Genomic DNA, 15,150 nt, shown 5'->3' on the forward strand with positions numbered 1-15,150 from the left:
CATGGCGGACTGTCTTTTCTGTTCCATCATCGCCGGTACGACGCCTGCGCAGATCGTGCTGGACACCCCGGACGTGGTCGGGTTCCTCGACATCCGGCCGGTGTTCAAGGGCCACACGCTGATCGTCCCGCGCGCCCATGTGCCGACGATGGTCGAGATGTCCGACGAGGTGATGATCCCGCTCTTCGGCGCGGCCCGGTCGGTCGCGGGCGCCGTCCGTACGGCGTTCGGCGCCCAGGGATCGTTCGTTGCCGTCAACAACGTTGTGTCCCAGTCGGTGCCGCACCTGCACGTCCACGTCGTACCCCGCACCAAGGGCGACGGCCTCCGCGGCTTCTTCTGGCCACGCACGAAATACGCCGACGAAACCGAAGCCTCGGAGTACGCCGGGAAACTACGTGCTGCTCTCGCCGATTAGCTCGTATTCCACCTGTGGGAGTGGGTTGCCGTCGCCGAAGTCGCGGGTCTGGGTGGCGCCGGTCTCGGTGAAACCCACCTTCGTGTAGAACCGGCGTGACTGCGGGGTGTCGCGAAGGGTCCACAGGTGAACGCGTTCGAAGCCGTCCTCGCGCAACTGCTGCAGCGTGCCGGCCATGAGCGCGGCCGACACTCCGCTCCCCCAGCCGTCGGGGTGCGTGTAGAAGCTGTGAATCTCCGCAAACCCGGCACGCGTCTCCGACGGCCCCGACCAGGAAATCGCCATCGGTCGCTCATCGACGAACCCGACCATGATCAGCCCGTCGCCCTCCGCGATCCGCGCATGCCAACGGCTCAACCGACTCTCAACCCCCTCCCGAGCCACCTCCACCGAAAACAACGGCCCATACGCCGCCCCCCACGAAGCAGCATGAACCTCCCCAACCGCCACCCCGTCAGCCGCCGTAGCCCGCCGCACAGAGATGCGCCCGACGAGACGGTCGGCACGTTTGGAACCGCCGGCACCCCCGGCACCGTCAGCCCCATCGGCACGCACGGCACCCTCGGCACGCCCGCCACCGTCGACATGCCCGGCACCGCCTGCATGCCCGGCACCGTCAACCCCGTCGGCACGCCCGGCACCGTCGGCCAGGCCAGCACCGTCGGCAGGGTCGGCACCGCCTGCATGGTCGGTGTGGTCGGTCGGGTCAGTGGATGGGGCGGTCAAGGCGGGTCTCCAGGTTCTCGAGGGCGCGTTCGACGGCGGCGCGAACTGTGTGATCGGGGTCGTCGGCCAGTGGGCGGATCGCGTCTGCGTGTTCGAACTCCCCGGCCGCGCCGACGGCTCGTACGGCGGCCGCCCGGACCCGCGGCAGCTCGTGCTCGAGCATCGGCAGCAACGCATCGACAAGCTGCCCGAGCTCCCGCTGCGCGGTGATCCGGGCGAGGTGCTCGCGCACGCGCCAGGCCGGATCGTTCGCCGCAACCTGCAGCGCGTCGACCACGTCGTCGCGCCATATGTACAGGAACACGCGGGCCGCCCAGACGCGGATCCAGTAGTAGTTCACCGGATCAACCGGCGTCTGCCATCCGCCGGGATTGTCCGACCCGGTGATCGCAACCAGCTTCGGCAGCTCAGCGCCGTACGCCGCCTCACCCGAGATCTCCCCGGTGAGAAACGCGACGCACCAGTCGATCACCACATCCTCGCCGTACTCCGCACACGCGGCACGTACGACATCGCGCGGCGACTGCCTCTCACTCATGCAGTCAGTAAACCGCGCCCCACCGACAGTTCCACCCACGCCGACCCACGCCCACTGCGTCCGTTATCGGCAGGGAGCTGAGTGCGGGTGCTCGGTCCCCGGGTCTCGCCCGGAGGTACGCCGTCTGCGGCCGGCGCCACGTCCGCGTCGCGGGCGCCGCCCGACCGGATCAACAGCACGCCAGACAAGTCCCGCGCCGCCGCCCGACCGGACCGGCACCACAGGCAGGTCGCGCGCTGGCGTCCGGCCGAAGCGGCAGCACGACCGGCAGGTCACGGGCCACCGCCCGACCAGATCGGCAGCACGACAGACAGGTCGCGCCACCCTCCGACCCATCCACCAGCACCACAGGCACGTCACGCGCCACCGTCCGACCGGACCAGCAGCACGACAGGCCAGGCGCGCACCACCGCCCGACCGGACCACCAGCACCACAGGCAAGTCACGTGTCATCGCCCGCCCGACCCGACTACCAGCACCACAGACAGGCCACGCACCGCCGCCCGACCAGATCAGCAACACGACACGCAAGTCACGCGCCACCGCCCGACCAGATCAGCAACACGACAGGCAGGTCGCGGGCTGGCGTCCGGTCGGAGCGGCTGGTCGGCGGGTGGCTTGTCAGTGGGGCTTGGTCCACTCGGCTCGGTAGTTGTAGCCGTCCTGGCCGGGGGACTCCCAGCGGACGCGCACCGAGGCGCCCGCCGGGAGGGAGCGGAACCCGTTGGCTTCGATCGCCGAGAAGTGGGTCCAGCAGCCGCCGGGGGTGCTGGGGCAGTCCACTACGCCCCAGCCCTCCTCGTCGCTCCAGAACCGGACGACGCCGTCGTCCTCTCCGGTGCGACGCTCCATCCCGTCGGCCCCCGTCGGCCCCCGTCGGCCCCCGTCGGCCCCCGTCGGCCCCCGTCACCCCGTCAGCTCGCCGTCAGCTCGCCGTCAGCTCGCCGTCAGCTCCCTGTCAACTCGTGGTCAGCTCACCGTCAACTCGCCGTCAGCTCGCCAGCAAGTCGTGGTCAGCTCGCGATCAGCGAGCGCAGGACGTACTGCAGGATGCCGCCGTTGCGGTAGTAGTCGGCCTCGCCGGGGGTGTCGATCCGGACGACCGCGTCGAACTCCTTCTTCGACCCGTCCGTGCCGGTGACGGTCACGTGGACCGTGCGCGGGATGTCGCCGTCGTTCAGCGCGGTCACGCCGCTGATGTCGAAGGTCTCCTCGCCGGTCAGGCCGAGCGACTCCGCGGTCTCACCCTCCGGGTACTGCAGCGGCAGCACGCCCATGCCAATCAGGTTCGACCGGTGGATGCGCTCGAAGGACTCGGTGATAACGGCCTTCGCGCCGAGCAGCGCCGTACCCTTGGCGGCCCAGTCACGCGACGAGCCCGAGCCGTACTCCTTGCCGGCCAGGATCACCAGCGGCGTCCCGGCTTCGGCGTACGCCTGGGCGGCGTCGTAGATCGTGGTGACCGGGGCGTCGTCCTTGGTGAAGTCGCGGGTGAAGCCGCCCTCGGTGCCCGGTGCGATCTGGTTGCGCAGCCGGATGTTCGCGAACGTGCCGCGGATCATCACCTCGTGGTTCCCGCGGCGGGAACCGTACGAGTTGAAGTCCTTGCGGTCGACGCCGTGCTCGGCCAGGTACTTGCCCGCCGGGCTGTCGGCCTTGATCGAACCGGCCGGGGAGATGTGGTCGGTGGTGACCGAGTCGCCAAGCTTGGCCAGCACGCGGGCCCCGGCGATGTCGGTGACCGGCGACGGGTCCTTCGCCATACCCTCGAAGTACGGAGGCTTCCGCACGTACGTCGACTCGGCGTCCCAGGCGAACGTCTTGCCCTCGGGCGTCGGCAGCGACTGCCAGCGCTCGTCGCCGGCGAACACGTCGGCGTAGTCCTTGGCGAACATCTCCTTGTTGATCGAGCTCGCGATCACCCGCTCGACCTCGTCCGCGGCCGGCCAGATGTCGCGCAGGAACACGTCGTTCCCGTCCTGGTCCTTGCCCAGGGCATCGGTCTCGAAGTCGAAGTCCATCGTGCCGGCCAGCGCGTACGCGATGACCAGCGGCGGGCTCGCCAGGTAGTTCATCTTCACGTCCGGGTTGATCCGGCCCTCGAAGTTCCGGTTGCCGGACAGCACCGACACGACGGCGAGGTCGGCCTCCTGGACACCGGCCGAGATCGGCTCGGGCAGCGGACCGGAGTTGCCGATGCACGTCGTACAGCCGTAGCCGACCAGGTGGAAGCCGAGCTTCTCGAGGTACGGTGTGACGCCGGCCTTCTCGTAGTAGTCGGTGACGACCTTCGACCCGGGCGCGAGCGACGTCTTCACCCACGGCTTGGACGACAGTCCCTTGTCGACCGCGTTCTTCGCGAGCAGCGCGGCGGCCAGCATGACCGACGGGTTCGACGTGTTGGTGCAGGAGGTGATGCTCGCGATCACGACGTGGCCGTGGTCGAGCTCGATCTCCTGGCCGTCGAGGCTGACCGTGGTCTTCTTCGACGGCCGGTCCTTGGCGCCCTGCACCACGTGCGGGTTGTCGTCGGTGTGGCCGTGCCCGTTCGGCGCGTCGCTGCCCGGGAAGCTGCCGAGCTCCGACGGGTCGACGTCGAGCTCCTCGGTCGCGTAGTCGCCGAGGACGCCGCGGAACGACTCCTTGGCCTTGCTCAGCTCGATCCGGTCCTGCGGCCGCTTCGGCCCGGCGATCGACGGTACGACGGTCGACAGGTCCAGCTCGAGGTACTCCGAGAAGCGCGGCTCGACGTCCGGGTTGTGCCAGAGGCCCTGCTCCTTCGCGTACGCCTCGACGAGCGCGACGTCGTCGTCGGAGCGACCGGTCAGCCGCAGGTACTCCAGGGTGACGTCGTCGATCGGGAAGATCGCGCAGGTCGAGCCGAACTCCGGGCTCATGTTGCCGATCGTGGCGCGGTTGGCCAGCGGAACCGCGGCCACACCGTCGCCGTAGAACTCGACGAACTTGCCGACCACACCGTGCTTGCGCAGCATCTGCGTGATCGTCAGGACGACGTCGGTCGCGGTGGCGCCGGCCGGGACGGACCCGGTCAGCTTGAAGCCGACGACCTTCGGGATCAGCATGCTGACCGGCTGGCCGAGCATCGCGGCCTCGGCCTCGATACCGCCGACGCCCCAGCCCAGCACGCCGAGGCCGTTGACCATCGTGGTGTGGCTGTCGGTGCCGACACAGGTGTCCGGATACGCCTGGCCGTTGCGGACCATCACGGTCCGGGCCAGGTGCTCGATGTTGACCTGGTGCACGATGCCGGTGCCCGGCGGGACGACCTTGAACTCGTCGAACGCGGTCTGGCCCCAGCGGAGGAACTGGTAGCGCTCGCGGTTGCGCTCGTACTCCAGCTCGACGTTGCGCTCGAACGCGTCCTGCCGGCCGAAGACGTCGATGATGACCGAGTGGTCGATGACCAGCTCGGCCGGCGCCAGCGGGTTGATCTTGGTCGGGTCGCCGCCGAGCTCGCCGACCGCCTCGCGCATCGTGGCCAGGTCGACCACGCACGGGACGCCGGTGAAGTCCTGCATGATCACGCGGGCCGGGGTGAACTGGATCTCGGTGTCCGGGGCCGCGTTCTGGTCCCAGCTGCCGAGCTTGGTGATGTGCTCGGCGGTGATGTTCGCGCCGTCCTCGGTGCGCAGCAGGTTCTCCAGCAGGACCTTCAAGGAGTACGGCAGCGTGTCCGCACCCTCGATACCCGCCAACCTGAAGATCTCGTACGACTGCCCGTTGACCTCGAGTGCCCCCTTGGCACCGAAGCTGTCGACGCTCGCCATCAACCCGCTCCTCTGTCAGTCCTTGTTCGCTCAGGCCCATCCTGCCCAGCGCGCCGCCCGGACGCGAGGTCAGGTCGCCCTAACCTCGCTCCGAAACTCTCTCGATATCAAGATACACGACATCGAGCCAACTTCGTGGGGCCTTATGAAACCTGTGGAAGAACCTCGGCGGCGATCAGATCGAGGTGATCAAGGTCGTGCAGGTCCATGATCTGGACGTACTGGCGCTGCGAGCCGACGGCGGCGAACTGGCCGAGCCGCTCGACCACCTCGGCCGGCGTACCGGCGATGCTGTTCGCCTTCAGATCGTCGACGTCGCGACCGATCGCGTCGGCGCGCTGCTTCACCTGAGCGTCGTCCTTGCCGACGACCACGGTGTGAGCGGTCGAGAGCGTCAGCGTCTTCGGGTCACGGCCGATCGCCTCGCACGCGGTCTGGACGCGCTTGTACAGCTCTGCGGCGGCTTCGACCGAGCAGAAGTTCGCGTTGAACTCGGCGGCGTACTTCGCTGCCAGCGCGGGCGTCTTCTTCTTGCCGCTGCCGCCGATGATGATCGGCGGGTGCGGCTGCTGGACCGGCTTCGGCAGCGCCGGGGAGTCTTCCAGCTGGTAGTGCTCGCCTTGGAATGCGTACTTCTCCCCGACGGGTGTGTCCCAGAGGCCGGTGATCAGCTCGAGTTGCTCGGCGAGCAGCTCGAAACGCGTGCGGGTGTCGGGGAAGGTCAGCCCGTACGCCTTGTGCTCCGCCTCGAACCAGCCCGCGCCGAGGCCGAGCTCGGCCCGCCCTCCGCTCATCTGGTCGACCTGCGCGACCGAGATCGCGAGTACGCCGGGGTTGCGGAACGTCGCGGAGCTGACGAGCGTGCCGAGCTTGATCGTGCTGGTCTCGCGGGCCAGGCCGGCGAGCGTGATCCAGGAGTCGGTCGGCCCCGGAAGGCCGTCGCGATCGCCCATGGCGAGGTAGTGGTCCGAGCGGAAGAACGCGTCGAACCCGTTCTCGTCGGTCTTGCGGGCGACCGCCAGGAGGTCGTCGTACGAGGCGCCTTGCTGCGGTTCGGTGAAGATCCTGAGAAGCATGGCGCCCACGCTATCTCGCGCTGGTGTACAGCTTCTCCAGGTACGACGGCTGCCATTCCGGGCCGCGGCTGTACAGGCGACGTACGAGGCCGTTGACGTCGAGGCGCGGCTCGATCGGGTTGTCCCACCAATCGGGCACCTGGTCGTACCACCGGTCGATCCGGAGCGTGCGGCCGGCGGCGTCGATCCGCGCGAACAGCCAACCGCCCTGAGGGCTTTGTTGCTCGGTCAGCCACAGGTCGCCGAGCAGTCCGCTCAGCTTGTCAGCGGCGTACTCCGGATCGTCGACGTCGGGCGGCTCCAGATCGAACCGGTACGACGGGGCCGCCGGGTCGAGCACCTGCACCTGAATCGTGAACCCCGACGGCACAATCGCCGTCCGGGCCCGGCACCAGGCCCGCAACGCCAACACCGCCTCCGACTCCTCCGGCCGGGGCCGAGGCCGCTCAGCCTCCGCCCGCATAGCCTCCTCGATAGACCCCGGCACCACCGCAACCCGAGGCCCATCACCCCCGACCAGCCCCAACCCCGGAATAGACATCCGAGCCACAACCCCAGCCACATCCCCGGCGCCGGGCGTCCCGTGGTGCGCTTGAACCCCGAGGTCCGCCAGGTCTCCGAGTTCGCCGTGGTCACCGTTGTCGCCGTGGTCACCGTTGTCGCCGTGGTCACCGTCGTCGCCGTGGTCACTGTTGTCGCCGTGGTCGCCGTTGTGCGCACGCGCCACGCCGTTCGCGCGGCCGTTCGCGGCGGCCGAGCCGTTCGCGCCATTCGCGTCGCCTGCGTCGCTCACTCCGCCCGACCAGGCAGCAGCGGCCGCTCCGTCGCCGTGCTCCTCGCGGTGTGGGTGCGTGTCCCAGTCAGCCGCATCCCCCCGCGTCGGATCGCCTACCTGCTCAGCACCCGGCCGAGCTGCACCGTTCGTCCGGTCCGCCCCGTTGGCACCGTACGTCCGATCCGCGCCGTTCGTGGCGTCGTCTTCTCGACCCCAAGCATCCCGGCCACCCGACCACGCCGCATCGTCCTCCCCCGAGGCGGGCAGGTCGTCGAACCCGACCGCCTGCATCTCCCCCGTCGGCGCATCGTCATCCACAACCGGCACGACTCCGGTCGGCCAGTCATCCTCTGGATCCCCAACAAAGTGATCCTGCTCGGGAGCGGAGCGCGGCCACGGCGCTGAGCCGGGCCGGGCGTCCGTGGACGAGTTTGTGTCCGGGTGCGCCCCAGAAGATCCCGTCAGGTTTGTGTCCGGGTGCGCCCCAGAAGAACCCGTCAGGCGCCCGGGCTCGGCGTGCTGCGCGGCCCGCGGCTGGGCGGGTGCTCCAGGGGCCGGATGGTTCTCCGGGTTCGGGAGTGGCTCGGGGTCCGGGTCTGGTTGCGGCTGAGGTTCTGGTTCCGGGAGCGGTTCGGGGGCAGGTTCAGGCTCCGGCTCTGGGAACGGCTCAGGCTGCGGTTCAGGATCCGGCTGCGGCTCCGGGTCAGGGAACGGCTCAGGCAGAGGCTCCGGTCCCGGGAACGGGTCCGGCGTAGGCGTCGGCTCGGGACCCGGGAAAGGCTCGGGACGCGGCCCCGGCCCTGGGTACGGCTCGGGTTGCGGCGCGGGTCCGGGACCCGGCTCGGGGCGCGGTGTAGGACCTGGACTCGGCTCAGGGCCTGGACCCGGGTAAGGCTCGGGACCGGGGCGCGGTTCCGGACCGGGGCCTGGGTGTGGCTCGGGACCGGGGCCCGGGTGCGGGGTCGGCTCGGGGTGGGGCGGGTTCGGCTCGGGCCATGGGGCGGGCTGGGGCTCCGGCTGGGGCCACGGCTCTGGGCGCGGCTGCGGTTGAAGCCAGGGCTGAGGGTCTACTTGAGCTTTAGCACCCTCCCACCCAGCATCCGCAGCACTCTCAGCCGCCCACGGCTCGGCGCCTGCATCAGCCGCTCGGCTCCGGGCGTCGCGGGTCGCCGCGGGCCGGCGGTAAACCTCGTCCTCGTCGTCATCCGCACCCGGCCTGTCGTACCGCCCACCCGGGCTGTCGTGCTGGCCGCCCGGGCTGTCGTACTCGCCGCCCGGCTGATCGAGCGCGGATCCACCTTGCGCCCGGACCTCCCGCATTTGCGTCGACTCGTCGTCGGCATCCTGCCCGTCGTACCGACCGCTCGGCCGATCGAGCGCAGATCCACTTTGCGCTCGCTCGTCCGGCATTTGCGCCGACTCGTCCGCGTCTTGTGCCGAGCCCTGCGCGCGTGCGTCTACCGAGCCGCGCTCCAGAGCATCGGCCGATCGGTGCGCGCGTGAGTCGATCGAGTCCTGCTCGCCTGTGTCAGCCGAGCTGTGTCCACGGGCATCAACAGGGTCGTGCTCGCCGGCTTTCGCCGAGGTGTAGTCCAGGGCTTGTACCGAACCGCGTGCGCGCGGGTCGGTCGAGCCGTGTTCACGTGCATCAGCCGAGTCGTGCTCACGGGCGTCGGGTGAGCTGGGGGTGCGGACGTCCGCGGTGGCCGGGAGTACGTCGGAGGCATGTGCCGCCGAGGGGTCCTCGATTACCGCCGGGATCTCGGCGGTTTGGTCGTCCTCGTCCAGGTCGGCGGTCAGCTCGTTCGGGGCGTCGATCGGGTCGCCGGAGGTTGCGTCGTACGGCGGGGGCGGGGTGGGCGCCTCGTCGTACGGCGTGGGGTGGTCGGCGTACTGGGTGGTCGATCGGTTGTCGTGTGAGGACTCGGCTGGTGGGTGCTGGTCCGCTGGGTACTGCGGGGCGGGCTGCTGGGGTTCGGTGGGCGCGACTGGGGCGAACGGCGATGGGCCGGTGAAGGAGGCGAGATCTTCCTCCTCTTCCTCGCCCGCAGGAGGCGGGTCGAGGACTGCGGCTATCTCGGCGGTGGGTGCGTCGTCGTCCTCCAGGTCAGCGGACGACAGGCCGCCGGCGGCGGCTGGCGACTGCGCGAAGGGCGAGTCGGCCGCCTCAGGGGTGGCGTTGGGGGCGAACGGCGAACCGGCCTGCGCCGCGTCGGGGGCGTCCGGAGCGAAGGGCGAGTCGGAGGGCGCCGCGTCGCGGGTGTTCCGAGCGAAGGGTGAGTCGGAGGGCGCTCTGTCGGGGGCGGTCCGAGCGAAGGGCGAGTCGGCCGCCTCTGGGGAGGCGTTGGGGGCGAACGGCGAACCGGCCTGCGCCGCGTCCGGGGCGTCCGGAGCGAAGGGTGAGTCGGAGGGCGTGGCGTCGGGGCCGGTCCGAGCGAAGGGTGAATCGGAGGGGACCGCGTCGCGTGCGGTTGGGGCGAAGGGTGAGTCGGCTGGGGCGGTGTCTGGGTGGAGGGGTGGGGCGAACGGGGAGTTCGTGGGGGCTGCTGCAGCTGGGGGCGCGGGTAGCTGATGGGTGTTGGCTTGGCCGGCTGTGCCGGGTTGGGAGAGCTGGAGAGGCTGTATCGGCGCTCCGAAGTGCGCGGTCGCGCCGGGCTGGGTGGGTTGACCGGGCTGGGTGGGGGCGCCGGGGTGGCCGGGCTGACCGGCATACGCGTTGTCACCGGGGTGGGCGGGGCGACCGGCCTGCGGACCGGAGTGCGCAGTCGGGCCAAGGTCGCCGGGTTGGCCGGGCTCGGTGGGTGAGCCGGGGCGGGCAGGCTGCTCGGGGTAGGCGGTACCTGGGTTGGTGCCGGAGGTCGCCGTGTCAGCGGGATATGTGCCGGAGCTGGCCGTGCCACCGGGGTACGTGCCGGAGTTGGCCCTCGCGCTGGGCTGAGCGGGTTGGCCGGGCTGGGCGGGTCCGCCGGGGTGGGTGGCCGGTAGGGCGGGTGCCTCTGGGTGAGCGCCGGGGTGGGTAGGGGTGGCGGGGTGGGAGTTGTTGCCGTGGGTGGGTGGGTTTTCTACCCATTGGCCGTTGATCCAGGTGGGGCCGGTCCACGCGGGGTTGTTTTCGGCGGTGTCGTCGGCGAAGGGGGTGTATTCGCTGGTGGCTTCTTCGTTGGACCAGGACGGTTGTTCGGCGGTTTCCCAGTCCTGTTCGTCCGGTGACGGGGCTGCTGCGGCGGGGGCGTCGGCGAAGAGGCTGTTGAAGAAGTCGTCGCCCTCGTACTGGCCGCCGCCTACGCGTGGAGGCTCCGCGGACGGGAGGGTCGGTTCGTACGTCGGGGTGGGCAGGCCGGCGCTCTGGACGTCGTTGGGCAGGTACGCGCCTGGGCCGGGGCCGGCGGAGGGCTGATGCGGCTCGGGCTGTACGGCCGGGGTGGAGCCGGTGTCGTGTTTGCGGCGGCGAAGCCAGCCCTGCTTCTTCCCGGTAACCCCGTAGTCCTCCTGCCCGCTCACCCCGCGTCCGCCCGCCTCGCGCACCCCGACCGGGCCGCCCGCCTCGGCTCCGCGCGCCGCAGCCTCTTGGCCGACACGGCCGCTAGCGAGACCTCCGTATGCCGCAGTCCCGCGCCCATCAGTGTCCTGTCCACCGGCTCCGTACGCAGCAGCCCCACGCCCGTCAGGCTCCTCGCCAGTAGGCCCGTACGCCGCAGCCTCATGGGCGGCCGCGCCGTGTGTGACTGGCGGGTGGGTGACCGGTGGGGTGTCGATTGGTTGGCCGGTGAAGGGGCTGATGCCGGGAGGAACTACGAACGACTCTTCGTCATCGGGGGGTGCGGAGGGGGGCCGACTATCGGGGCTTCCAATCACGAGATCTTCAACGACCGACACCTCGGCTGTGTCAGGGTCGTCGGCGAAACTTGCCGGTACTGCAAAGTTTCGGGTGAAGTCCGCCGCCGCCGCGACTCCCGCGGCGATCTCTGGCTGTACCGGCGAGCGCGGGTCGATCCGGAAGTGCGAGAAGAACGCCGCCAGAGCCTCGGCGGTGATCCCTGACTCCAGCGCCGTCCGGATCAGTTCGACGCCGTACGGGCGGAGTTCGTCAAGGCCGTCGAGGTAGTCGGCCCATTCCGCGACCCACTCGATCATCTCGTCGGCGGCGGCCTCGTCGGAGGTGATCCAGGCACCTATCTGCTGGAACCCGTCGTCGACTGGTTGCCACGGATCTCCCGGGTACGACGCGCGCGCCCACGTCCCGTTGAAGGCGCCGTACACGAAGCCGAGCTCGCCCGCCGCCTGACGCTGCCGCACCTCGGGCTGCCCGATCCAGTCCGGCGATCCCGCCAGCAGGTCCGTTCCGGCGGTCGCGCTGTGCTGCGTGTGGAACCCCCACAGCACGACCCGGCCGTCGCTGAGCCGGGCCAGTCGCAGAACGGAGGCGGTCTCGTCCTGGTGGTGGTATCCGTCGGCGTCGGCGTACCACCGGCGGTCGAAGCCCGTGGCATGGGCGACCGCCGCGAGTGCGGTCCAGCGGGCCCGCAACTCCTCAGGGTCGTCCAGGTCAACGAGCGGCATCAGGTCTCCAGCGCATTGGAATCCAGCCCCAGACGCTACCCGAGGGTTCCCCCACTCACCAGTTCACTATCCACAGGCTCGAGGATGGCGACGCACTCGATGTGGTGGGTCATGCCGAACAGGTCGAAGGCCCGCAGCGAAGCGATCCCGTAGCCGAGCCGCCCGAACGTCTTCAGGTCCCGCGCCAGCGCCGCCGGGTCACACGCGACGTACGCGACACGCCGCGGCCCGAGCGCAGCGATCCGCCGTACGACGTCCTTGCCGGCGCCCGTCCGAGGTGGATCGAGTACGACGAGGTCCACGTGTTCCAGGCCTTGCCCGGCCGCTGCGTTCAGGACCCGGTCGACGTCGCCGTTCTCGAGCGTCACGTCCTGCAGGTCGTGCAGGTTGCGTCGGGCGTTCCGGACCGCGTCCTTGTCCCCCTCGATCGCCAGCACCGCACAACCGGCCTCCGCCAGGAACGCAGCGAACAGCCCCACACCGGAGTACAGGTCCAGCGCGGTCTCCCCCGCGGCCGGCTCCAGTCCGCTCAGTACGGCGTCCAGCAGCGTCTCCGGAGCCGCCGGGTGGACCTGCCAGAACCCACCGGCTTCCACGAGGAACCGCCGTTCCCGCACCACCTCGACCAGCCGCTCTCCTGCCTCGGCGTCGGTCTGTACTGCGGTCTTGCCCTCCGACGACACCACGGCCTGTACGGACGACACGCCAGGCCAGCGTGACGACAACACGTCCGGCGTACCCGGATGGGCGATCAGGCACCGGTCGATCGGCACCAAGTCGTGAGAGCGGTGCGCGTACATGCCGGGCCGCCCGTCCACGACGGCGTACCGCATCCGCGTCCGCCACCCCAGACCGTCGTCGCCCGGCGACTCCATCACGATCGTCCGCTCGATCCCACCGATCCGCCGGAGCGTGTCCGACACCACGGTGGCCTTCAGCCGGCGCTGCTCGACGATGTTTGCGTGCTGGAAGTCACACCCGCCGCAGAGCCCCGGACCGGCGTACGGGCACGGCGGCTCGATCCGCTGCGGGGACGGCGTCAGCACGGACACCGCGTCCGCGCGCAGGTACTTCGCGGTCTGCTCGGTGATCCGGGCGTGTACCAGCTCCCCCGGCAGCGCGTGCCGGACGAACACCACCTGTCCCTCGTGCCGGGCGACGCAGTGTCCCCCGTGCGCGACTGGCCCTACCTCCAGCTCGACTACCGCCCCAACCAGACTGTCTGAGTCTGTCACCGATCTCCTGACGCCTTGCGGGCCCCGCGCCGTACCTGGCCGGCGACCCGTTCTACCCGGTCCTGCCGCTCCTCGGCCCCCTGCGACGAGACCAACTGGTAAGGAACGGACGTAACCATCACACCAGGTGTGAACAAGAGCCGCCCCTTCAGCCGCAGTGCGCTCTGGTTGTGCAGGATGTGTTCCCACCAGTGCCCCACGACATACTCCGGGATGTAGACCATCACCACGTCGCGCGGAGACTGCCTGCGGATGTCCCGGACGTACTGCAGGATCGGCCGGGTGATCTCGCGGTACGGCGAGGCGAGCCGCTTCAGCGGGATCGGGATGCCGCGCGCCTCCCACTCGGCCTGCAGTGCGTCCGACTCGTCCCGGTCGACGTCCACCGTGACGGCCTCGAGTGAGTACGGCCGGGCCGCCTTGGCGAAGGCCAGCGCCCGCAGCGTCGGGCGGTGCAGCTTCGAGACCAGCACGATCGAGTGCACCCGCGACGGCAGCATCAGCGGCTCGTCGCCTTCGGCCGTCATCTGCTTGCGGACCGTCTCGTAGTGCCGGTGGATGCCCTTCATCAGCACGAACAGCCCAGCCATCGCGATGATCGCGATGTAGGCGCCGTGGGTGAACTTGGTCAGCAGCACGATGATCAGCACGATCCCGGTCATCGTCAGACCGATCGCGTTGATCACCCGGGACCGCATCATCTGCCGCCGTTTGGCGGGGTCCGTCTCCGACTTCAGATGCCTGGTCCAGTGCCGGATCATGCCGAACTGGCTGAGGGTGAAACTGACGAACACGCCGACGATGTAGAGCTGGATCAGCTTGGTCACCTGGGCGTCGAACGCGATGATCAGCCCGGCGGCGCACAGGGCCAGCAGGATGATCCCGTTGCTGTAGGCGAGCCGGTCGCCGCGGGTGTGCAGCTGGCGGGGCAGGTACCCGTCGCGGGCCAGGATCGAGCCGAGCACCGGGAACCCGTTGAACGCGGTGTTCGCGGCCAGCACCAGGATCAGCATCGTCGCGCCGATCACCACGTAGAAGGCCGGCTGGAAGTTCGAGAACACCGAGTCGCCGATCTGGCCGATCACGGTCTTCTGGGTATAGCTGTCGCCCACCGGCTGCCCGTCGCGATAAAGCTGGGTCGCGGGATCCTCGGCGTACCGGAGTTTGATCTTGCTGGCCAGGAACAGGATGCTCATCAGCATCGTCACCGCGATCGTGCCCAGCAGCAGGAGCGTGGTCGCCGCGTTCTTGCTCTTCGGCTTGCGGAACGCCGGTACGCCGTTGCTGATCGCCTCGACACCGGTCAGCGCCGCACACCCGGACGAGAACGCCCGCGCCAGCAGGAAGACCGCGGCCAGCCCGGTGAACACCTCATGGCCGCCCTCGGCATGTACTTCGAAGTCCGCGCTCTCCGCCAGCGGCAGGTTGCCCGCGCTCAGCCGGATCAGGCCCCAGATCGCCATCCCGATGATCGAGAACATGAAGATGTACGTCGGAACCGCGAACACCGCCCCGGACTCACGGACCCCGCGCAGGTTCATCGCCGTCAGCAGCAGCACCAGGCCGACCGCCAGCGGTACCTCGTGCCCCTCCAGGAACGGCAGCGCCGACTTCGCGTTCTGCACCCCGGACGAGATCGACACCGCCACGGTCAGCACGTAGTCGACCATCAGCGCGCTGGCCACGGTGAGCCCCGCCGTCGGGCCGATGTTCACCGTCGCGACCTCGTAGTCACCGCCGCCGGACGGGTACGCGTGCACGTTCTGCCGGTACGACGCCACCACGACCAGCATCACGAACGCGACCAGCAGGCCGATCTTCCAGGAATAGCTGTACGCCGCCAGCCCGGCGATCGACAGCGTCAGGAAGACCTCGTCGGGGGCGTACGCGACCGACGACAGGGCGTCGCTCGCAAACACCGGGAGGGCGATGCGCTTCGGCAGCAGGGTCTCGCCCAGTTGCGTGCTGCGCAATTTGCGACCGAGCAGCAGCCGTTTGCCGAGGTCACCTAAAGCGGGAGTCACACCGGTGATG

At 69.8% G+C, this 15,150-nt stretch carries 9 protein-coding genes; 1 reads left to right on the forward strand and 8 read right to left on the reverse strand.

What is annotated here, in order from left to right; all coding sequences use genetic code 11:
- Nucleotide 1 precedes the first annotated feature (1 nt).
- Nucleotides 2-418, forward strand: a complete 417-nt coding sequence (locus AB0J62_RS28015; RefSeq protein WP_363877288.1) for an HIT family protein — start codon at nt 2-4, stop codon at nt 416-418.
- On the opposite strand, the gene AB0J62_RS28020 is transcribed toward AB0J62_RS28015, so the two are convergent.
- The 8 genes from AB0J62_RS28020 to AB0J62_RS28055 form a co-directional block, all read right to left on the reverse strand.
- Entirely contained in the window at nt 395-775 is a 381-nt protein-coding gene (locus AB0J62_RS28020; RefSeq protein ID WP_363877291.1) for a GNAT family N-acetyltransferase, read from the reverse strand. The genes AB0J62_RS28015 and AB0J62_RS28020 overlap by 24 nt on opposite strands.
- Before the next feature lie 349 nt (nt 776-1,124).
- On the reverse strand, nt 1,125-1,682 hold the full coding sequence (locus tag AB0J62_RS28025) for a HEAT repeat domain-containing protein (protein WP_363877293.1): 558 nt from the start codon (nt 1,680-1,682) through the stop codon (nt 1,125-1,127).
- 621 nt (nt 1,683-2,303) lie between these two features.
- Nucleotides 2,304-2,534 carry a cold shock domain-containing protein gene (locus AB0J62_RS28030; RefSeq protein WP_363877295.1) on the reverse strand — a complete coding sequence of 77 codons (231 nt, stop codon included), beginning with the start codon at nt 2,532-2,534 and terminating at the stop codon, nt 2,304-2,306.
- Nucleotides 2,535-2,695: 161 nt separating this feature from the next.
- Entirely contained in the window at nt 2,696-5,470 is a 2,775-nt protein-coding gene (gene acnA / locus AB0J62_RS28035) for an aconitate hydratase AcnA (RefSeq protein ID WP_363877297.1), read from the reverse strand.
- Nucleotides 5,471-5,613: 143 nt separating this feature from the next.
- The gene (locus AB0J62_RS28040) at nt 5,614-6,546 is read right to left on the reverse strand and encodes an LLM class F420-dependent oxidoreductase (RefSeq protein WP_363877299.1); all 933 of its coding nucleotides are present in this window, start codon (nt 6,544-6,546) and stop codon (nt 5,614-5,616) included.
- A 10-nt stretch (nt 6,547-6,556) separates the two neighbouring features.
- The gene (locus AB0J62_RS28045) at nt 6,557-11,881 is read right to left on the reverse strand and encodes a hypothetical protein (protein ID WP_363877301.1); all 5,325 of its coding nucleotides are present in this window, start codon (nt 11,879-11,881) and stop codon (nt 6,557-6,559) included.
- Between the two features lie 35 nt (nt 11,882-11,916).
- Nucleotides 11,917-13,116 (reverse strand): class I SAM-dependent RNA methyltransferase, encoded by a 1,200-nt coding sequence (locus AB0J62_RS28050; RefSeq protein WP_363877303.1) that lies wholly within the window; start codon nt 13,114-13,116, stop codon nt 11,917-11,919.
- Nucleotides 13,113-15,140: an APC family permease gene (locus AB0J62_RS28055; protein WP_363877305.1), complete on the reverse strand. Its 2,028-nt coding sequence runs from the start codon at nt 15,138-15,140 to the stop codon at nt 13,113-13,115. The genes AB0J62_RS28050 and AB0J62_RS28055 overlap by 4 nt, the downstream gene beginning before the upstream one ends.
- Nucleotides 15,141-15,150 lie beyond the last annotated feature (10 nt).

It is taken from the genome of Kribbella sp. NPDC049584 (assembly GCF_040675555.1).
Lineage (GTDB): Bacteria > Actinomycetota > Actinomycetes > Propionibacteriales > Kribbellaceae > Kribbella.